This is a genomic window from Cellulomonas phragmiteti (assembly GCF_016862775.1).
Lineage (GTDB): Bacteria > Actinomycetota > Actinomycetes > Actinomycetales > Cellulomonadaceae > Cellulomonas > Cellulomonas phragmiteti.
In genome coordinates this window covers 41,433-60,226 of record NZ_BONP01000017.1, presented here as the reverse complement: position 1 = coordinate 60,226, position 18,794 = coordinate 41,433, and the positions used below count along the sequence as shown (strand labels likewise).

Below are 18,794 nucleotides of genomic sequence, written 5' to 3'. Positions count from 1 at the left end.
CACGACGGCGACCTCCGAGGCGACGGTTCCGCACGAGTGGTGGCAGACCGTCCGCGCCCGCGCTGCCACGTGGTGGGAAGCGCGGCCGGCGTGGGCGAGCCGCTGGGCCCGTGCCCGTGCGATCGGCTTGTGGGTCTCGGTCGGGTTCGTGCTGATCGTGGTCGCGCTGGTCGAGTCCGCGCGCGACTCCCTGCGGGTGTACGCCGGCAGCTTCGCCCTGCTCGTCGTCTGGCTCGTGCTGGCGCGCACGCGGACGGTGTCGTGGGCGACGACCGCGCGTCTCTTCAGCGTGGCGGTGCTGTGGTCCGCGGTGATCGGTTGGTTCACCCTCCAGGTCGCCGAAGCGCTCGACCTCCGGCCGTCGTCCGACGGCTCCGGGGTCGCGCTGGCGGGGTTCCTCGAGGAGACCGGCAAGCTCCTGCCCTTGCTCGCGTTGGCCGTGCTGGCGCCCGGGAGGGTCCGTCGGTTCTCTGCGATGGACTGGTCCCTGCTGGGTTTCACGTGCGGGATCGCCTTCAACGCCTACGAGGACGCGATCCGGCACGTCGCCTCTCGCGGGATGCTGTGGTTCCTCCGCAACCCACCGGACCCCTACACCCTCAACCCGTGGTCCACCGCCGGGTTCAGCACCTCGGACGGGGTCGCCGTCGCGCACGGGCACCACATCTGGACGGCCACCACGGCGATGGGCATCGGCCTGGGCGTCGCGTTGTGGCGAACGGGTCGGGCACCGCACCGCGTCGCAGCCCTCGTGCTGCCCATCAGCTGCTACCTGCTGACGGTGGCTGAGCACACCTCGTACAACGCGTACAACCGCGACTGGAGATGGCCCGAGGAGGGCGCGGAGGGCTTCCCCGCTCTTCTGTCAGGTCTGTGGTCGCTGACCGGCCATGGCCGGGGCGTCGGCGTGCTGTCAGTGGTGCTGCTCGCCGCCTGCCTCCTCACGGACTCCCAGCGCCGCCATCGCGCTGCTGCGCTGGCGCCGCCCGGCGACGACCGGCAGCGTCCCTCTGGTGCCGTCGGGGACCACGTGCCCGGACACCGGCTCGTCGCTCGCTGGGAGCTCGGCCTCCAGCGCTGGGAGGGCGCCACCCGGCGGCTCGGCGAGCTCGTCACGCCGCTGCTCAGGATGCTCACCCAGGTCTGGGCAGATCTCGCGGTCGTGGTCGCCGCCCACGCGCGCGTGGGTGACGAGCCGCGCCGCCTCGCCATCGGTCGTGGACGCGCCGTCGCGGTGCACGTGCGAAACATCCGTGCCGAGGCGATGGCGGTGACGACCCCCGGGGCAGAGCCGCGGAGTCGCCGCCGGTACCGCGGCATCGCCCTGGGTCTCGGGGTGGTCGGTACCGCCGTGACCCTCTGGTGGGGGATGTCGATGGCCGCTGCCATCGGCCCGAACCTGCTCGTCAAGGGAGACGCGACGTATCTCGCGGGCTTGCTCGAGAATGCCGGGCAGTGGTGGAGCGGCTTGTCTCCTGTGCAGCAGATCGCGGTCGGGGTCGGCGTCGCCGCCGTCGTGGCCCTCTCGGGCGGTTCCCTTGCCCTCGCGATCGGCGTGTCGGGGGCTGCGACCTACGGGCTGGCCCACGCCGCCGGGGCCGCGACCTTCGTCCGCGACCCGGTACGCGCCACGGCCGACTACGTCCGCACCACGACGCCCCTCGAGGCCGCGCTCGACGGCGGTGAGTTCGTGCTGACGTTCTTGCCCGGCAACTTCGCCGGCGCAGCCGCCGGGCGCGGCGCCCGACTCCTCGCCGACGAGATCGCTCGGGACCCCGCGGCCACCTGGGCCGCACGACGAGGCGCGTTCACCGGTGATGCAGGCGTGATCGACCTCGGCGCGTTCATGCGTCGCGAACCGCTCGAGGGCGTCAACGGTGAGACATGGCGCGCGCTCGACACGACGCAGGAGGCCGCCGCGAGAGCGCGCTACCACGCACTCGAGCACAGCCACCTGCGCGCACGAGGGGCGGCGGCGGACTATCAGGAGCAGGTGCTCGGCACCGATGAGCGGTGGCTCGCGCGCTGGGGCGAGGACGGTAAGCAGGGCGCGGTGCTGGACGGTGCGACGCACGCCTACGGGAGCATCGCCGACGCGAAGCTCGTCACCGGCAGCACCTCGTTCTACGTCCCAGAGAGCCTCAGCAGCCCCAAGATGGTGGAGTTCGCGCAGGCCGACCTGGACCACCGGATCGACAAGATCCTGCGCGCCATGGACATGGCGGGGATCGACAACAGCACGACACCCTTCGAGTTCGTCACCAACGACCTGCGCGCGGCCGAGTTCATCGAGAGCCGCATGCGGGCCCGCGGACTGCAAGGATTCGTCCGACTGGAACCCTGGAGAGGTGGACCGTGAGCGAGGGACTGATCGGCATCCCGTCGGACGACGTCACTCTCGACGTCGACGCGCTGGTGGCGGCTGCACTCGCTCGGTGGCCGGGCGCGAGCACCTACCGCTACGAGAGCGGCGTGGTCGAGCTCACCCTCAGCGACCCGGAGCGGGATGCTCGCCTCGACCTCGCTTTCCACGCCGGCGGCCAGGCCGTCGGTCTGGACGGCTGGGGCGCCGAGCTCGCGGCGGACGCCGTCGCCTGGCTGGTCCGCGCCGCGGACGTCCCGCCGGAGGCGGGAGCGGTGCTCGTCGGATGGGGCTCGGACGCCGTCCCGCTCGACCGCTCGACGACGACGGAAGGACTCTTGGCGGTCAACGCGGCGTGGTGAGGCGGGCGACCCGTGCCAGCGTGCTCGGCGCCACGTCGCACAGGTCCGCCGGCGATGCGGTGCTGACGGCACGGGAACGGTGGCCCAGCGCGGGTCGGGCCGCCGCGCGTCCCAGCCGGCGTCGAACGGCCAACCGGCCTCGCGTGCGTCCTGGAGCAGCCGTGCGCCCATCCTGCGCACGTGGGCAGCATGGGTCTCGGTCGAGCGGCGGCACTGCACCAGGCGAGGCGCGGCCGGCTTCCGTGATCGACTGCACGTATGGCCGACGAGGAGTTCAGGGATCCCCAGCTCGCTTCGATCTACGACGCTCTCGACCCCGACCGGGACGACCTCGACGCCTACGTCGCGCTGGCCGCCGAGCTCGGCGCGCGGCGCGTGCTCGACGTCGGCTGCGGCACCGGGACCTTCGCGCTCCTGCTCGCCGGGCGTGGGTACGACGTCATCGGCGTCGACCCGGCCGCAGCGTCCCTCGCGGTGGCACGCAGCAAGCCGGGGGCCGCCCGGGTGCGGTGGGTCGAGGGCACTGCCGGCAGCGTCCGCGTGACCGACCGGGACCTGGTGACGATGACGGCGAACACCGCGCAGTCCATCGCCGATCCGGCCGGGTGGACCGACACGTTGCACGCCTGTCACCGCGCCCTGCGGCCCGGGGGGCACGTCGTGCTCGAGACCCGGCGCCCCGAGGACCGGGCGTGGGAGCGGTGGACCCGGACAGCGACCCGGGCCACCACCGAGGTGGAGAACGTCGGTGAGGTGACCCGCTGGGTCGAGGTGGTGGCCGTCGACGGTGCACTGGTGACGTTCCGCTGGACCTTCGTGCTCACCGCTCAGGGTGCGACGCTGACCTCGACGTCCACCTTGCGCTTCCGTACCCAGGAGGAGGTGGAGGACGACCTGCGCCGTGCCGGCCTCGTCACGGTCGAGGTCCGGGACGCGCCCGACCGTCCTGGCCGCGAGATGGTGGTCGTGGCTCGCCGCGCACCGTGACGTCGCACCCTCCCGACCGGTGATCGACGCTCCTCGATGCGCGTCGTGGGCCGTGCCGAGGTGCGGCACACTCGGCTCGTCACGCCGCACGACGACGCACCGGGAGGCAGCCGACGTGGATCTCGACGTCCCCGAGCCGTCCGACAGGACCCGGATCAGCACCGGTCTGAGGCCGTACCTGTGGGCTCTCGGACTGACCTGGGCTCTCCCGGCCGTGCTCGTCCTCGTCGGCTGGGTGGTCCTGTCGCTCACCGAGGACGCCCCCGCGTGCCCGGACCCGACCAACTGCCTCGGCATCGAACCCGCGAACGGGATGCTCCTCGTCGCCGCGGTGTTCCTGATGCCCGTGTGCGCGGTGGCCGGCCTGCTCGCGGTCGCCGTCATCGCCGTGCGGAAGGCGGCGCGACGCCGCCAGGCGTCCTAGCGTCGACACGTCCCCCGCCTGCCTCGTCGAGGGCGGCGCGCTCGACCAGCTCGCACCGCCGTGCTGGCCAGGTCGCGGACGTCGCGACCGTGCGCCATGATCCGGGTGCCCCCAAACCGGGACGCATCGGACTCTCCGGCAGGCCTGCCGGACCCTCCCCCTGGAGTGCCCATGCTCGCGATCGTCGCTGCCGTGATCTTCGGCCTCGCCCTGCTCCTCGATCTCCTCGAGGCGAACCTCGGGGACGCCTTCACCCCGCAGACGCTGATGTTCGCCGGCCTGTTCTGCCTCGCCCTGCACCTGGGTGGGGTCGGCGGCGCGTCACCGGTCAACGGCGGCTGGCGGGGGCGTGGGGGGCGTACCCGCCGACGGTAGGCCCGTACCACCCACTCGTGTCATCCCGCAGGAGTGCACCAGGAGGCCACGACGCGATCCACGCGTTCGTGGCCTCGTGCGTGCGGAGGACGATGGCCCTCCCTCGTCGGCCACGCGGTCCGGAGGCACCGACGGGCGCTGGACGTCGTGGCTCGACACCCACCCGCGCGACGAGACCGTGTCAACCGACCTGCAGCAGTCCCCAGGCGCCGACGCGCGTGGTGGCGACGTCAGCGGGTACGCGGGCTGCGGGGCGTGCCGCTCACCGGGCGGACGCGATCGCGGCGATCAGCAGGCGCACCAGCTCGTCGCCGTCGACCGTCCACTTCTCCTTCGACAGGTGCCCGCTGACCTCCAAGCCGGCGATCCCGTGCGCGCTCGACATCAGCAGGGCGGCGTAGCTCAGGGCCTGCGAGGGCCCGACCACGTCGGCGACGATGTCGAGGAAGGCGCGCTGCAGGCGGCCCGCGGCCTGCGCGGCCTGCGGCTCGTCCGCGGGGGTGCTGAACATCAGCGCGTAGAGGTGCGGCCGGCGACGAGCGACCCCGACGAGCGTCGAGACCGCGCCCTCGAGCCGGGCCGCCGGGGTGGGACCTGGTGCCGCGCGCAACCGTTCCACCTCCTGCGCGAGCGACGTCCAGGCGTCGATCGCCAGCCGGGCCAGCAGCGCCTCCTTGTTCTCGAAGTGCCCGTAGGGGGCTCCGCGCGAGACGCCGACGCGCGCGGCGACGGCGCGCAGCGTGACGGCGTCCGGGCCTCCTGTGTCGAGCAGGTCCGACGCGGCAGCGAGAAGCGCCGTGCGGGTCGTCGCAGCAGCCTCGGCTCGCGTCACCATGCCAGAGACTCTACTTGACACTGTCACATGAAAGGTCCATGGTCGTTCACATGACATCGTCATATGAAACCGCGACCGACACCCCCGACCTCGGCACCGCCGCCCTCCGGCGGCTGCAGGACCACGCCGACATCAGCGCGGTCCAGCTCCGCTACGCGACCGGCACGGACACCCACGACTGGGACCTCTTCCGCAGCTGCTTCACGGACGAGGTCGAGGTCGACTTCAGCGACGGCTTCGGCCAGCCGGTCGCCCGGGTCAGCGCGGACGACTGGGTGAGCGGGACCGCGCCGCGGATGGAGTCGTTCGCGGCGACCCAGCACATGATCACGAACCTGGTGATCACGTTCGACGACGACGACCACGCCACCTGCGTCGCCTACGTCCGCGCCAGCCACCACCGGCCGAACAGCACCGGTGACAGCGACCAGACGGTCTACGGCTACTACACGAACCGCTTCGAGAGGACGCAGAGCGGATGGCGGATCGCCAGGGTCAAGCTGACGGCGCTGTGGATGACCGGCAACTTCGGCATCTTCCAGGCCGCGCTCTCCTAGGTCGACGTCACGGCGTCCGTACTGTCGGGGCATGGCAGAGCTCGGGCGCGTCACGTGGCCGCCTGGACCGATCGCAACCGCTCGGCTCCTGCTCCGCCCGGCCGAGCCGCGCGATCGCGCGGCTCGGCCTCCGGGGGCACGCTCTGGCGGTGGTTGCCGTGTCGACAGTCACGACGCCGACCACCACACCCGGGCTGCGGGTGGGGACCGGTCCACGGCCGGGCGCACAGTCCGTTCATGTCGCTGCAGAGCAGGGAGCCGACGATGAGGTGGTCCGCCGAGGCTCGTCTGGCCGAGCTCGGGATCGTCCTGCCGGGAGTGAGCTCGCCGCAGGCTGCCTACACGAACTGCGTGCAGGTGGGATCGCTGCTCTTCGTCGCGGGCAAGGGGCCGAGCGACCCGCACACCGCGGGGAAGCTCGGCCGTGAGCACACGACCGCCGACGGGACGGCGCTGGCTCGAGGCGTCGGCCTGGAGGTGCTCGCCGTCGTGCGCGAGTTCCTCGGCTCGCTGGACCGGATCACGCGCGTGGTGCGGGTCCAGGCGTTCGTGAACGCGACCGAGGACTACGCGGAGCACCACCTCGTGCTGGACGGGCTGTCCACGCTCTTCGTCGACGTCTTCGGTGACGCGGGCGTCCACACCCGGTCGGTCCTGGGCGCGGTCTCGCTACGAGGCGGTCTGCCGATCATCACCGAGTGCCTCTTCGAGATCACCGGGTAGGAGCACCCTGCGGCCGGCGGCGGCACAGGTCCGCCCGCCGTCGAGATGCGTCGCGCGGCGGGCGGCTCGACGCGACCGACGCGTGATCAGGGCGACCCGTGCGCATTCCGCTGCTCTGACCACTGCGCGACGACGTGCAGGTGACGACGTGCAGGTGACGACCCGCTGACGTCTTCCCCCGTCGTGCCACGCCCAGACCGCGCGGGCGTCCTCCGGCAGCTGCACACCGTGCTCCGCGGTGGTCGCGTCGATCTGCTCGGGCAGCGGGCCCGGGCGATGGGACGATGGCGCGATGGTTCTCGACGACCGGCCAGATGCCGCCGCGCAGGAGCTGGAAGGCGGCAACGTCAACGCCGTGGTGCGCGTCGGTGACACCGTCCGGCGGACGGCCGGCCCGTGGACACCGGCCGTGCACGCCCTGCTGGCGTGGGTGCGGGAGCGCGGCGTCACGTCCGTCCCGGCGCCGCTCGGGCTCGACGACGAGGGTCGGGAGATCCTGAGCTGGGTGCCCGGCGAGGTTGCCGGATGGCCCGTACCCGACTGGCTCTGGACGGAGCAGACCCGGGCACAGGCCGGGGCGATGCTGCGTGCCGTCCACGACGCCACCATCGGGTTCGACCTCACGGGCCGCGTCTGGCGGTCTCCGACGCACCACCCGGTCGAGGTCGTCTGCCTGAACGACGTCGCGCCGTACAACATGGTCTTCGACGGGTCGGAGCTGATCGGCTTGATCGATGTCGACATGGCGTCGCCCGGTCCCCGAGCGTGGGACCTTGCCTACCTCGCCTACCGGCTGTGCGGCTGGTGCGAGGACATGCCGGCTCCGGACGACGCCACCCCGCTCACCCGCGTCGCCCATCTGCTGTCGAGCTACGGGGAGGACGCCGCTCCTCCGATCGAGGACGTCCTGTCCACCATCGTCACGCGGCTGCACGACCTGGCGGACTGGACCGACGACCACGCACGCGTCGCCGGCCGGCCCGACCTGCACGACCACGCCGCGATGTACCGGCGCGACGCGACGCGACTGCTCGAGCAGCAGGCCGAACCGGGACACGTCGGGTAGTCGAGCCATCCGGCCCCGAGGTCCACAGAACCCTGCATCTCGACAGGGATCTCGACAGCTGTGCTCAGTGGGTGCCGGCTGGTCGCTCGTCCCCGCGGGTGTGCGGACGGACTGCCGTCAGCGGGACCGACGCGTGATCAGGGCGACCAGCTCCCGGCTGCAGCCCAGCGCGTCCGCGATCGCGGAATAGCTCCAGCGGGCGGTGTCCTCGGCGCGGAGCTGGAGGACGAGGCGGTCGCGCTCCGCCCGGTACCGCGCGGCGACCTCGTCCGCCTCGACAGCCTTGCGGTGGAGCTCGCGGGCGCGGGCGGCCCGCGGGTCCGAGGTGCCCCGGGGGGACGGCCGCAGGGGTGTGCCGGGAGGAGCGGACGCTTGCCCCACGGTCGCCGGTCGCCCAGACGCCGACCGTGGGGCGGCACCGTGGTCGGTGCCGCCCCCGGCCGGCGCGTCGGGCCCGTGCAGGCCTCTAGAGGCCACGCGCGAACTCCGTGATGAGCGAGGGCACCGCGCCGTCGAAGCCGACGACGTCGAGCATCCCCGCGTCCGACGGGTCGGCGATCGAGAAGCCCGTCGCCGTCATGCCGACGACCACGAGCCGCGCGTCGATCCCCGACCGCCGCCGGTACTCGGCGAGGGCCTGGTGCGGGTGCACCTTGCCCGCCCAGGTCTCGTTGTCCGTGTAGACCACGAACGTGTCGACCTCGGCGCCCTGCTCGGTCGCCCACACCATCGGCAGCGCGCAGTCGGTCCCGGACATCGGCATCGCGTCGACCACGCGCAGGGCGTCGTCGAGCCGCTGCCGCGGCGAGATCGCGAGCGGCCGCAGCGCGCTGTCGTGCCAGCCGCCGCCGCCCGACCGCGTGGTGAACCCGACGGCGGAGGCCGCCGGCTCCGTCGCGAGCTGCACCAGGGCCAGCGCGGCGGACGCCTCGCGGGCCGTGATCGGCATGCCCGAGATCGGCGCCGTCATCGACCCGGAGACGTCGACCGCCAGCAGCGTGCGCTTGCCGGAGGGCTCGACGGACCCGAACGCCGCGTAGAACGCGGCGTCGAGGGCGTCGGTCACCTTCCGGCTCGGCGACCACTCGCCGGCGCCGCGGGCCGACCGCCCGGAGGCGTACGTCCGCTGCGCCACGAGCACGTTGACCGGGTGGACGCGCGCCGACCGCAGCCGGCCGGGGTCGACCAGCTGCGCGACGACCTCGTCGGTCCGGCCCCCGAGGTCCGGGAGCATGCCGAGCCGCGTGAGCCGGGGCAGCTGGCGCATCAGCGCCGTCTGCGGCACGCCGACGTCGAGCAGCGCGTCCCAGACCGCCGCCTCGCCCAGCGCCGCGTCGGGGAGCATCTCCCACGACAGCCGGTGCCGCTGGACGAGGTCGACCCACACCGCGGTCTGCGTGGCGGCCTGCGCCGCCACGAAGCCCTCGACGAGTGTCGGCGTCGCGTCGCCGACCGAGCCCCGGACGATCCAGTCGAACGTCGCCCGCAGCTCCGGCGAGGCCGTCGTCGGGTGTGCCAGGCGCAGCAGGTCGCGGTGCGACCAGCCCTCGCGCTGGCGGTACTTGACCGCCTGGTACGCGAGGGCGTCGGCGTCCTTGGACGTGTACCAGCCGCCGACGGCGCGACGCAGGCCCCGGCCCCAGCCGCGGAACTGCTCGACGTAGCCCGCGAACAGGAACAGGTGCGTCCCGGTCCGGGCCACGGCCGGCAGCGCCGCGAGCGCGAGCTGTGCCGACTCCGGCACCGACGCGGCGTACGCCAGGGCGAACAGCGCGGGGTTCTGGCGCGGGGCGGCGCCACGGACGGACACGTCGACGATGGTCCTGACCAGCGTCTCGGGGTCCTCGTGGGCCATCCGCCCGACGACCTCGGCGTTCTCCCGGGCCAGCTCGCGCGGCGCGGCGTAGTACGTACCGCCGTCCACGCCGAGGGTCAGGAAGCGCCGCAGCCGGGCGACGTCGTCGAGCACGAACGCGTAGCCACCGGCGGCGTTCAGCTCCTGGCGGGTGTCGGCGCGCTCGCTCTGCGGCGTGCGCCGCAGTCCGAGCGTGCGCAGCACGTCCATCGGTCGTTCCTCTCGGTCGGTCGTCGGGGCGGTGGCGGGCGTGGTGCGCGCACCGGGTGGACCCGGCGAACCGGGCTGCCCTCCTCGCGAGGGCGTCCTGAGAGAGAGGAGAACCGATCCGCTCCGGCCCGCCACCGCTCCGACGTGGGTGGAGCGGGCGACCCGCACTGCCATCACCAGGTCACCGAAGACACTCCGGCCCGCTCCGGGGAGGCTCGGGTGGGCGTGTGATGACGCCGGAGTCCTGCTCTGCCATCTGAGCTACGTCACCGAGGTGACGGCGGGACTCGAACCCGCGACCTGGCCATTAACAGTGGTAACCGACAGTCTCCGGCCCACCCGATTCTCCCCGTGTGCTGTTGTCGTCGAGGACTGTAGGGGTCTACACAGGGCGGCTGCTAGCGCTTTTTCGACGGTGTCACCGAGGCGGGTCAGCGAACCGCGTGCACGGGGGCCCGGGCGGGCGTGGGGTGGCCGCCGGAGAGCGACCGCCCCTGACGGGACGGTGCGCAGCCCGCTGCTCTTCCGACTGAGCTACGACGTCGAGACGCCGGAGGGACTCGAACCCTCGACCCGCGGAACCAGGTAACCGATGACCTTCGGCCCGCCCGGGCCGAGGCGACAGTATGCCGTCCACGGGGGGCGCGGCGCGCGCATTGACCCCGGACGTGCGCCGGGGGGGCGGGCACGGCCGCCCCCCCGGCGGCCACGCGGCGATTTCCTGGGTACCTGCCCGCGTGACGGCCCACTCCACCCGGCGCGAAACGCCGAGCGGCCCCGCGAGCCACCGACCTGCGCCGTCGGCTGGGATGAGCCGGTTTGGCGAGCGGGTTTTCGCCAGCAGGCCGCCGGGATTTCGCCGATGTGGTTGCCGAAATGGTCGCGGACGACTTTTGTGCGCGTGGCCGAGTTCCAGCGGACGACGAACGTACCGCGGCGGCGGTAGAGCTCGACGAGGTAGTCCGCGGCGCACTCGACCTCCTCGGTCTTGCGCGGGATGTCCGCGTGGCGCGAGCGCTCGTACTCGCCGATGACAGTCCCGTCCAGGGTGATCTCCAGGCGGAAGAGCGTGTCGGACATCGGCTGAGCCTCAACCATGAGGGCCGTGGCGCTCCGATCGGTTCTCGATCTATGTCCGCCTCGACAGCCGTAGTCTGATTATCGGTGCCGTTCAGTCGAACCATCTGTTGCCCTGCTTGGCGGAGATCGCTCTGGCTCTTGCTGGGACTCCGTACATACGATCTCGGGTTCGGATGTTTGAAGTGCGGTCGCTCACCGCGACACGTGGCAGCCGGCGTCCGCAACCGTGCGTGCGACCGACGGGACGTGGCACGGGTGGTGCCACGTCCCGTCGGGCTGCCGTCAGCCGCGGACGTCGACGAGGACGCCCAGCGTGGGAGCCGGGTTGGCTCCGCTTGTCGTGTCGAGCAGCACCGCGGCCGCGACGTCCGGTCCGCCGCGCGCCGGGTCCCATACCTGGATGCGGGTACGGGCGGGGAATCCGTCGACCAGCGTGATGCGCTGCCGGTAGCCCGTGCGGCCGTTGACCAGGACGCGGGACTCGACGACCGCGGTCGCCCCCGTGACCTCGAGGCGCTCGACACGTTCGCCGACCACGGTGAGCCTTGCGTTGGTCGCGCGGACCACGCTGGCGCCGAGCGGACCGCTGTGCCCGGGCACGGTTCGGGCGTCGACCGCGACGTGCACGATGTCGGACTTCTTCGCCCCGGTGGTGCGCAGAACGCCGGCGGCCGTGGCGCTGGCCCGTGAGGTGGTCGCCCCCTGGACCGTCACGGTGCCGGCCGGGGAGGTCGCGGAGCCGTCGGGGCCCACGACCGTCACGCTCACCTCGTAGGTCCCCGGGGCGGTGTACACGTGGGTGCCGACGACGGCTGGTGTCTCACCTGCGGTCACGACCCCGTCGCTGACGGCGCCGTCGCCCCACGACCACTGCGCGGTCATGTTGCCGCCGTCGCCCGCGGTCGTGGAGAAGGTGAGCGACGCCGCGACATCGGTCCCTACGGTGACCGGTGACCTGGGCAGCGAGGGTGCCGTGGTCAGCTCCGGTGCACCTCCGACGACCTCGAGGTACGTCTCGTAGGTCGCCTCGGGCTCGGGGTCGACGGTCTCCTCCGGCAGGTCGAGCATGGAACCTGGCATGCCGATCGCGCCGCCGGTGAACACCAGGTTGCGCCAGTCGTTGTGGCCCTGCAGGACGTCCCGATCGCCGTCGCGGTTGATGCTGGTGGCCACGCTGGGCTCGATGGTGCCGTCGCAGTCCCAGTCGATCGGCTGGGACTTCAGCGCCGTGAGCGAGTTGCCCTGCCCGTTGCAGCGGTACTTCGGGCGCAGCCCGAGGTCTGCCGTGATCCCGATGCCGACGTTCTCGTCGAGGTCGTTCTCGTCGAGGTCTGCCAGGCGCGTGAACGAGTAGTCGAACACCGGGCCTGGATAGCCCGTGGGGAGCCTGAACTGGTGGTCGTAGTTCATGACCGACAGGTAGTTCGGCTTGCCGTTGACGTGGTCGTCGCCGCCGTGCCCGAGCCCGAGGTTGTGCCCGAGCTCGTGCATGAACGTGCCGGCGCCGTACCCGGGGGAGGTGATGTTCCCGAGGCTGACGATGAAGTCGCTGCCGCCCTCAAGCACTCCGCGGGACCGGCCACTGGAGTAGCCCTGACCCTGGGGGACTTCCTCCATGCGGTGGACCCAGAGGTTGTAGTGGAAGATCGCGGCGCGTGCCGGGTCGAAGTTGTCCATCTTGACGGCGTCGAAGGCACGCCAGCTGTAGCTGTTGCTCAGGAAGCCGTTGGAGCCGAAGTGCTCGCTGTGCGGGATCTGGTCGGCCTGGCTGAGCTCGCCCCACACTGCGCCAGGCTTGCCGTAGGTCAGGGGTGCGAAACGTCCGTAGTCGACGTGCAGCTGGATCCCGGACCGCGCGAAGCTGTCGACGATCGCGGCGATCTCGGCCGGACGTGGGGCGTGCGAGTGCGTGGCGTCGGACATGTAGTCGATCTCGACGAACACGTCCTTGACGAGCGGGTCCGCACCCATCGCCGGCAGGTCGACGGACCACTGCTCGCCGCCGACGGTCATGGCGAAGCCGTTCTCCTCCCACTCGTCGAGCAGGCCGTCGCCGTCGGAGTCCTCAGAGGAGCCGAACCGGCACAGCGCGTCCTCGGAGAAGAAGACGTTGTCGATGAACGCGGCCGAGTCGAGCACGGAGTCCCCGAGGTCCTGAATGGTGAGGAACACGGTCACCTCACGCCCGCCGAGCACCGGCGCCGCCGACCGCAGCCGCGCGGTGGCGCCGTCGTAGGTGCTCGCGGTCGACTCCTGCAGGTCGAACGCGGCGTTGACCGTCAGCGGGTTGCCCTGCGAGTCGCGCGCGAAGTTGCCCGGGGCGTCGACCGCCCCGTCGACGATCCACATGTCGCCGCTGCCGAGCTGAGCGGTGAACGCGTCGTTGAACGAGCCGCCCACGAAGTCGGGGTACTCGTCGGACAGGAACGCCACGTCCATCGCGAGGCAGCGCGCGTCCTGGGGCGCCTGGAGCACGAGCTCGATCTGGACCTTGTCGTTGCCCTGCTCGTTGTCGAGCCCATCGAGGACGGTGCTGGCACCGCTGGGCGACGGCGGCAGCATCGCGTGCGAGGCGTCACCGGTCGAGAGCACGAGGAAGGTGCTGCCCCGGCTCGGGAACGGCAGGGGGTCGCCCGCGGCGGCGGCCTGCACTGTGGGGGCACCGGGGGCCATGAAGACGACTGGGCCGTCGGGGTCCGGGTCCGGTGCCGCGATCGGCACGCCGTCGGAGATCGCGACGCCGCGCGGGTCGGACTCCCCGATGGACGCGCTGACGAACCACGCCGGCGGGATGTCGAGGGCCGCGGCGATCTCGGCGCCTGACGGTGCGGAGGCGGCCGCAGTACGTGCGGCGGAGGGCCCGGACGGAGGTGTGTCGGGCGTGGGGCGGGCCGGTGCCTGACCTGCCGGTGGTGTCGGGTCGCTGGCAGGTGGTGCCGGGTCCCCGGCCGGTGGTGACGGGTCGGGGGTCGCCGCGCCGGCGGGCAGCGCGGAAAGCAGGACGGCGAGCGTCGCCGAGGTGGCCACGGCGAGCCATGGTCGTGCGGGCATGCTGGTTCCTCTCGTGGGCGTGCGTCACCCACCGGACGGGTGCCGGTCGGGTCGTGCGGGTGGCAGGTGGCGGGGTCGGGGCGTCAGTCCTGGCGGGGGGTGGCCGCCGCCGGCGGGTCGCACACGAACGGCGGGCAGAGCTCGCTCTCGCCGCCGCACTCGGGCTCGACGACCGTCACCCAGTACTCGTAGGCGACCCCGGGCTGCTCGGCGGGACGGGTGTCGACGTAGGTGAAGTCGTCGTCGAGGCGCTCGATCTCCTCGACCCGCTGCCACTGCGCGGTGCCGGAGGGGCGGCGGTGGACGACGTACGTGCCCGGTCCGCCGAACGTCGCTGCGGCGTCCCACGTGACGAGCACGCCCTCGGGGGTCTGCTCGACGTCGACCCAGTTGACCTGGTGGACGGCGTCGCAGTAGTCCTCGATCGTGGCTTCTTCGTCGCTGCTCGGGGCTGCGACGGGTGGCCGGGTCTCAGGTGTGTCCCCTGTGCCGTCCGGTCCGCACGCCGCAACGACGGCAACGACGAGCAGGGCGAGCGCGGTACCGACCGCTGGCCGCATGCTGCCCCCTTGCTCGCGCTGCTGCTGCGCTGTCGGCTGGACCGTAGCCCGGTGCCGTTGCGCGAGTCCGGCGTTTCATGGTGAACCACCCGAACAGCGCAGTGCGCGAAGGGGTCTGCTGCACGAGTAGGTGACACCGAACCTGTAGCGCCGAGGGGGTCAACTGAGCACCTCGCGCGATCACGCTACGCCGGATCGTCCGACCGTCTCTCCGCCCGGCGCGGCGCGCTGGGCCCGTGCTGACAGTCCGTTGCCATGTTGGTGTGCGCCGATTGCCTGCCCACGGTCGCGAAGCCTGCGGGCTGGTGGCAGTCAGGCACCCGCGAGGGGTGCACGCCCCGACGGACAGCACGCCGCGGGCTGCCGATCGTTCACTCGCCGCGAGGTCGCCGACAGCCTACGAAACGTATCTGCACGATTGCGAAAACTAGGCTGCACGTCGACACGGGGCTACATCTGCATATCCACGAAACGCGAGTAGTGCCCCTGGAACGCGACGGTGATGGTGTCCGTCGGGCCGTTACGGTGCTTCGCCACGATCAGGTCCGCCTCCCCCGCACGCGGGGACTCCTTCTCGTACGCGTCCTCACGGTGCAGCAGGATGACCATGTCGGCGTCCTGCTCGATGCTGTTGTGGACGGCGATCCCGTTGGCGATGAAGTTGTGGGTGCCGACGACGGTGGCGTCGAACACCTGCTGCTCACCCATCGGCTCGATCGCCACGACCTCGTCCCACAGCAGGTCGTTGACCGCGTCCACGTCGAGGTCGGCGCGGTCGAGCACGTCGACGACCTGCGCGAGCGGGGCGCGGCCGTCGTCGAGTGTCTGGACGGCCGCAGCCGTCAGGACCGTGCGGACCTCGTCCCACATGCGGACGGGCTCCGCGGCCGTGCCGACGTCACGCGTCCGGACCCTCGCGAGCAGCTCATCGGCGGCGTGGGCGTGCCGGCCGTCGACGCCGATCTCCTGCAACAGGCGCCGGAGGTCGTCCTTCTCCACGACGTCGAGCCGCGGGCCCTGGGCCGTCGCGCGCAGCCGCGTGGAGATGCCGAACCGCAGCAGGAGTCGGCTCACCCCGTCGAGCACGCGACGGTCGTCGGCGGGCAGGCTCACGCGGCCTGTGGCGCCGTGGAGGACCACGGCGCCGTTGGCCGTCAGTAGCGTCCGCACGAACAGGGCGATCTGCGGCTTGGGCAGGTGGAACACCGATGCGGGTAGCCGCTCGCCCAGCTCGGTCCACACCTCGTCGTCCCACACGGCAGCACCGGGCGCCGTGCGTCCCGCCACCATGCGCGCGAGCATCGTGACGTCCCGGTCCTCCCACGCGGTCGTCATCTCCGGCCCCGGCACGTGCCGCGGCACACCCAGCCGCGACCCGATCTCCAGCTCTCCCAGCGGCGTCCACCCCTCGTACGTGAGGAACGGGTGGTTGGCGGTCGCGGTGACCTCCTTGCCCGACGCGAGCCGCAGCAAGTACACCGGCTTGACGCCCGTCGGGAAGACGTGGGTCAGGTGACGGCGCACGTACTGCAGCCGGTCGTCGAGCGCCCAGATCGGCACGTCCTTATGCCCCAGGGCGTACATCTCCCCCAGCGTCGTCTCCGCGCCGGTGTCGGCGCGCAGCACCCGGGTGTCCTCGGTGAGGCAGCCCGACTCACGCAGGTCGCTCATCTGCGGCTTCTTGTCGGTCCGCTGCTCGGGCCCACGGTTCAGCTGCGAGATCGCGATGACGGGGACCTCGATCTCCTTGGCGAGCAGCTTGAGCGCACGCGAGAACTCCGAGACCTCCTGCTGGCGGGACTCGACGCGCTTGCCGGACGTCATCAGCTGGAGGTAGTCGATGACGACGAGCTTGAGGTCGTGTCGCTGCTTGAGCCGCCGGCACTTGGCGCGGATCTCCATGAGCGACATGTTCGGGGAGTCGTCGATGAACAGCGGCGCCTCGCTGATGCGGCCCATCGTGGCCGCGATCTTGGCCCAGTCGTCCTCGCCCATCGCGCCGGTGCGCAGCTTCTGCAGGTGCACGCGCGCCTCGGCGGAGAGCAGACGCATCGTGATCTCGTTGCGGCTCATCTCGAGGGAGAACACCACGGCAGCCATGTTGTGCTTGATGGCGGACGACCGGACGATGTCGATGCCGAGCGTGGAGTTGTGGGTCGGGATCATCGACTCGCCCGCCAGGTACAGGTGCGTCGGGTGCGCGATCTCCACGCACCGCACCGGCACGGACTTCACCGGCTCCACCGACACGACGAACCGCTGGTGCAGCCGCGGCGTCGAGGGACGCCGCCGCTCCTTGTGGACGAGCTTCTTGCGCTCGAGTGCGAACACGTCGTCGTCCGTCGTGAACGTGATCGTGAAGCACGTCGACGACGCGGCGGACCGGCCGCGCACCGGCTTCACCGACCACCCTGTCCGGTACCCGAGCGAGTGCACGAGCTCCCGCACGTCCCGGGCGAGCCGCTCGTGGGTGACCGCGAACTGCACCGACCCGGTCGGGTTCACCGTGCCGTCGGTGTCGAGCAGTCCGGCCAGCAGGTCGCGACGCTGCGCCTCGCTCCCCCGCAGGTACTCGGCGGGGATGTGCTTGTCACCGAGCACCCCGATGGTGCGGAGCTGTGCCTGCACCGTGCCGACCCGGTCGTGGCAGTCCTGGCACCGGACGAGGCCGGTGGTCTCGATGCCACAGTCCGGGCACGTCGGGACGGCGACCGGGCCCGAGAGCGTCTTGACCCGCCCTCCGCAGGAGCGTCCACAGGTCCGGACCTGCGAGCGCGCCGGCGTGAACTCGGTCCCGCACACCTCGCACGCGCGCACGGCGACAGCCTCACGCGGGAGACGCACCGTGTAGAGGTCCGCTGCGCGCGTGTGGCCGGCGGCCCGGACCTCGTACCCCCGCCCCTCGATCCGCATCGCGATCTCCGGGTCCGCGCTGGTGAACCGCGCCGACGCCGCGTTCCCATCGCCGAGCCACACGCCGAGCACGTACGGGTCGACCAGCAGGGCCCGGTCGGGCAGGGACAGCGGTGCGGCCGTCGCCACGGAGTGGTTGGCCCGGGCGTCGGCCGTCGCGCACCGCACGGTCGCTGCCAGCTCCTCGGTGGTCCGCACCGCGCCGTCGTCGCCCACGCGCCGCTCGGCGCGCGTGCGCGTGACCCACTGGTGCTGGGCGTCGGCGACGATCGTGGACCCGTCGTCGAACGTCACGCGGTAGCAGGGACGGTCGACCATCACGTCGGTGGCGGCCACGACGCGCGTAACGGTGCCGTCGGCGGCGAGCAGGTGGTCGCCCACCTGCACCTCACCCATCGTCGTCCACCCCGTGGGCGTGGGCAGCGGGGTGTCGAGCGCGAGCGCCTTGCCGATGGCAGGCCGCGCCGCCAGCACGATCATCTGCCCCGGGTGCAGCCCGTTGGTCAGCCGGTCGAGGTCGGAGAACCCCGTCGGCACGCCCACCATGCCCTCACCGCGGTGCCCGGCGGCCTCGATCTCGTCGACGGTCCCGCCGATGACCTCGGACAGCGGCAGGTAGTCCTCGGACGCCCGCCGCTCGGTGACCGCGTACACCTCGGCCTGGGCGTTGTTGACGAGCTCGTCGACGTCGCCGCCGTCGGTCGCGTAGCCGAGCTGGACGATGCGCGTGCCGGCCTCGACGAGCTTGCGCAGGATGGCGCGCTCGCGCACGATCCGCGCGTAGAAGCCGGCGTTGGCGGCGGTCGGGACGCCCGCGATGAGGGTGTGCAGGTAGGCGGCGCCGCCGATGCGGCCCATCTCGCCGCGCTTGGTCAGCTCGTCGGCGACGGTGATGGCGTCGGCAGGCTCCCCCCGGCCGTACAGGTCGAGGATCGCGTCGTAGATTGCCTCGTGCGCGGGGCGGTAGAAGTCGGTGCCCTTGATCTGCTCGATGACGTCGGCGATGGCGTCCTTGCTGATCATCATGCCGCCGAGCACGGACCGCTCGGCCTCGAGGTCCTGCGGCGGGGTGCGGTCGAACCCGGCGCCACCGCTGCTGCGCCCGGTGTCCGGCGGCGCCCCGTACTCGAGGTCCTCGATGGTCACCTGTCACCCACTCCTGCTGGTCCTACCCGGCTGAACACGTGTTCTACCGGGAACGTCTGACAGTCACCGCTCGAGCGCGCCCCGCAGGCCGACGACGCCCGGTGGGACCTGCCCTCGCGAGGCTAGGCCCCGTGCGGCCGGGACCCAAACGGGTGTGTGCACGGACCGGTGGACGACCTGTGGACAACCCCCACGGGCCTGTGTGCACAGGTTGGGGACACACCTGTGGACAGAGCGGGTGAGCGCCCCCGACGCGCCCTCCCACCGGCGCATACGCTGTGCACGTGC

General features: G+C 72.1%; 15 protein-coding genes. 8 read left to right on the top strand and 7 right to left on the bottom strand.

The genetic code is table 11. The features are described from left to right. Positions 1 to 289 precede the first annotated feature (289 nt). From Cph01nite_RS13645 to Cph01nite_RS13625, 5 genes are all read left to right on the top strand, one after another. A complete protein-coding gene (locus Cph01nite_RS13645) occupies positions 290 to 2,359 on the top strand; it encodes a restriction endonuclease fold toxin-2 domain-containing protein (RefSeq protein WP_203675073.1) in 2,070 nt (689 codons plus the stop codon). Next, positions 2,356 to 2,724 carry a hypothetical protein gene (locus Cph01nite_RS13640; protein ID WP_203675072.1) on the top strand — a complete coding sequence of 123 codons (369 nt, stop codon included), beginning with the start codon at positions 2,356 to 2,358 and terminating at the stop codon, positions 2,722 to 2,724. Before Cph01nite_RS13645 ends, Cph01nite_RS13640 begins: the two co-directional genes overlap by 4 nt. Positions 2,725 to 2,982: 258 nt before the next feature. Further along, positions 2,983 to 3,711: a class I SAM-dependent methyltransferase gene (locus tag Cph01nite_RS13635; protein ID WP_203675071.1), complete on the top strand. Its 729-nt coding sequence runs from the start codon at positions 2,983 to 2,985 to the stop codon at positions 3,709 to 3,711. A gap of 115 nt (positions 3,712 to 3,826) precedes the next feature. Then, the gene (locus Cph01nite_RS13630) at positions 3,827 to 4,135 is read left to right on the top strand and encodes a hypothetical protein (RefSeq protein WP_203675070.1); all 309 of its coding nucleotides are present in this window, start codon (positions 3,827 to 3,829) and stop codon (positions 4,133 to 4,135) included. A 171-nt stretch (positions 4,136 to 4,306) separates the two neighbouring features. Further along, the gene (locus Cph01nite_RS13625) at positions 4,307 to 4,510 is read left to right on the top strand and encodes a hypothetical protein (RefSeq protein WP_203675069.1); all 204 of its coding nucleotides are present in this window, start codon (positions 4,307 to 4,309) and stop codon (positions 4,508 to 4,510) included. A 262-nt stretch (positions 4,511 to 4,772) separates the two neighbouring features. Here Cph01nite_RS13625 and Cph01nite_RS13620 read toward each other — a convergent pair whose 3' ends face one another. Next, on the bottom strand, positions 4,773 to 5,345 hold the full coding sequence (locus Cph01nite_RS13620; RefSeq protein ID WP_203675068.1) for a TetR/AcrR family transcriptional regulator: 573 nt from the start codon (positions 5,343 to 5,345) through the stop codon (positions 4,773 to 4,775). Between the two features lie 38 nt (positions 5,346 to 5,383). Between Cph01nite_RS13620 and Cph01nite_RS13615 the strand changes: the two genes are divergently transcribed. The 3 genes from Cph01nite_RS13615 (at position 5,384) to Cph01nite_RS13605 (ending at position 7,691) form a co-directional block, all read left to right on the top strand. Next, positions 5,384 to 5,902 carry a nuclear transport factor 2 family protein gene (locus Cph01nite_RS13615; protein ID WP_203675066.1) on the top strand — a complete coding sequence of 173 codons (519 nt, stop codon included), beginning with the start codon at positions 5,384 to 5,386 and terminating at the stop codon, positions 5,900 to 5,902. 237 nt (positions 5,903 to 6,139) lie between these two features. Next, the gene (locus Cph01nite_RS13610) at positions 6,140 to 6,625 is read left to right on the top strand and encodes a RidA family protein (protein WP_239069262.1); all 486 of its coding nucleotides are present in this window, start codon (positions 6,140 to 6,142) and stop codon (positions 6,623 to 6,625) included. Between the two features lie 292 nt (positions 6,626 to 6,917). Continuing rightward, positions 6,918 to 7,691, top strand: coding sequence for a phosphotransferase (locus Cph01nite_RS13605; protein WP_203675064.1), 774 nt, complete (start codon positions 6,918 to 6,920; stop codon positions 7,689 to 7,691). 117 nt (positions 7,692 to 7,808) lie between these two features. Here the strand turns inward: Cph01nite_RS13605 and Cph01nite_RS13600 are convergent, their stop codons facing one another. The 6 genes from Cph01nite_RS13600 to dnaB form a co-directional block, all read right to left on the bottom strand. Beyond that, positions 7,809 to 8,072 carry a hypothetical protein gene (locus tag Cph01nite_RS13600; protein ID WP_203675062.1) on the bottom strand — a complete coding sequence of 88 codons (264 nt, stop codon included), beginning with the start codon at positions 8,070 to 8,072 and terminating at the stop codon, positions 7,809 to 7,811. An 85-nt stretch (positions 8,073 to 8,157) separates the two neighbouring features. After that, positions 8,158 to 9,756 (bottom strand): TROVE domain-containing protein, encoded by a 1,599-nt coding sequence (locus tag Cph01nite_RS13595; RefSeq protein ID WP_203675060.1) that lies wholly within the window; start codon positions 9,754 to 9,756, stop codon positions 8,158 to 8,160. Positions 9,757 to 10,290: 534 nt separating this feature from the next. After that, a complete protein-coding gene (locus Cph01nite_RS13590) occupies positions 10,291 to 10,836 on the bottom strand; it encodes a hypothetical protein (RefSeq protein WP_203675058.1) in 546 nt (181 codons plus the stop codon). A gap of 282 nt (positions 10,837 to 11,118) precedes the next feature. Then, positions 11,119 to 13,887: a choice-of-anchor L domain-containing protein gene (locus tag Cph01nite_RS13585; protein WP_203675056.1), complete on the bottom strand. Its 2,769-nt coding sequence runs from the start codon at positions 13,885 to 13,887 to the stop codon at positions 11,119 to 11,121. Positions 13,888 to 13,970: 83 nt separating this feature from the next. Continuing rightward, the gene (locus Cph01nite_RS13580) at positions 13,971 to 14,447 is read right to left on the bottom strand and encodes a fibronectin type III domain-containing protein (protein WP_203675054.1); all 477 of its coding nucleotides are present in this window, start codon (positions 14,445 to 14,447) and stop codon (positions 13,971 to 13,973) included. 450 nt (positions 14,448 to 14,897) lie between these two features. Beyond that, entirely contained in the window at positions 14,898 to 18,506 is a 3,609-nt protein-coding gene (gene dnaB / locus Cph01nite_RS13575) for a replicative DNA helicase (protein WP_203675052.1), read from the bottom strand. Between the last annotated feature and the right edge of the window lie 288 nt (positions 18,507 to 18,794).

Bases quoted from the DNA above. Each gene is read 5' to 3' on its own strand.
- Cph01nite_RS13635 (WP_203675071.1), top strand. From the start codon at position 2,983: ATGGCCGACGAGGAGTTCAGGGATCCCCAGCTCGCTTCGATCTACGAC.
- Cph01nite_RS13625 (WP_203675069.1), top strand. From the start codon at position 4,307: ATGCTCGCGATCGTCGCTGCCGTGATCTTCGGCCTCGCCCTGCTCCTC.
- Cph01nite_RS13620 (WP_203675068.1), bottom strand. From the start codon at position 5,345: ATGGTGACGCGAGCCGAGGCTGCTGCGACGACCCGCACGGCGCTTCTC.
- Cph01nite_RS13615 (WP_203675066.1), top strand. From the start codon at position 5,384: ATGGTCGTTCACATGACATCGTCATATGAAACCGCGACCGACACCCCC.
- Cph01nite_RS13610 (WP_239069262.1), top strand. From the start codon at position 6,140: ATGTCGCTGCAGAGCAGGGAGCCGACGATGAGGTGGTCCGCCGAGGCT.
- Cph01nite_RS13605 (WP_203675064.1), top strand. From the start codon at position 6,918: ATGGTTCTCGACGACCGGCCAGATGCCGCCGCGCAGGAGCTGGAAGGC.
- Cph01nite_RS13595 (WP_203675060.1), bottom strand. From the start codon at position 9,756: ATGGACGTGCTGCGCACGCTCGGACTGCGGCGCACGCCGCAGAGCGAG.
- Cph01nite_RS13590 (WP_203675058.1), bottom strand. From the start codon at position 10,836: ATGTCCGACACGCTCTTCCGCCTGGAGATCACCCTGGACGGGACTGTC.
- Cph01nite_RS13585 (WP_203675056.1), bottom strand. From the start codon at position 13,887: ATGCCCGCACGACCATGGCTCGCCGTGGCCACCTCGGCGACGCTCGCC.
- Cph01nite_RS13580 (WP_203675054.1), bottom strand. From the start codon at position 14,447: ATGCGGCCAGCGGTCGGTACCGCGCTCGCCCTGCTCGTCGTTGCCGTC.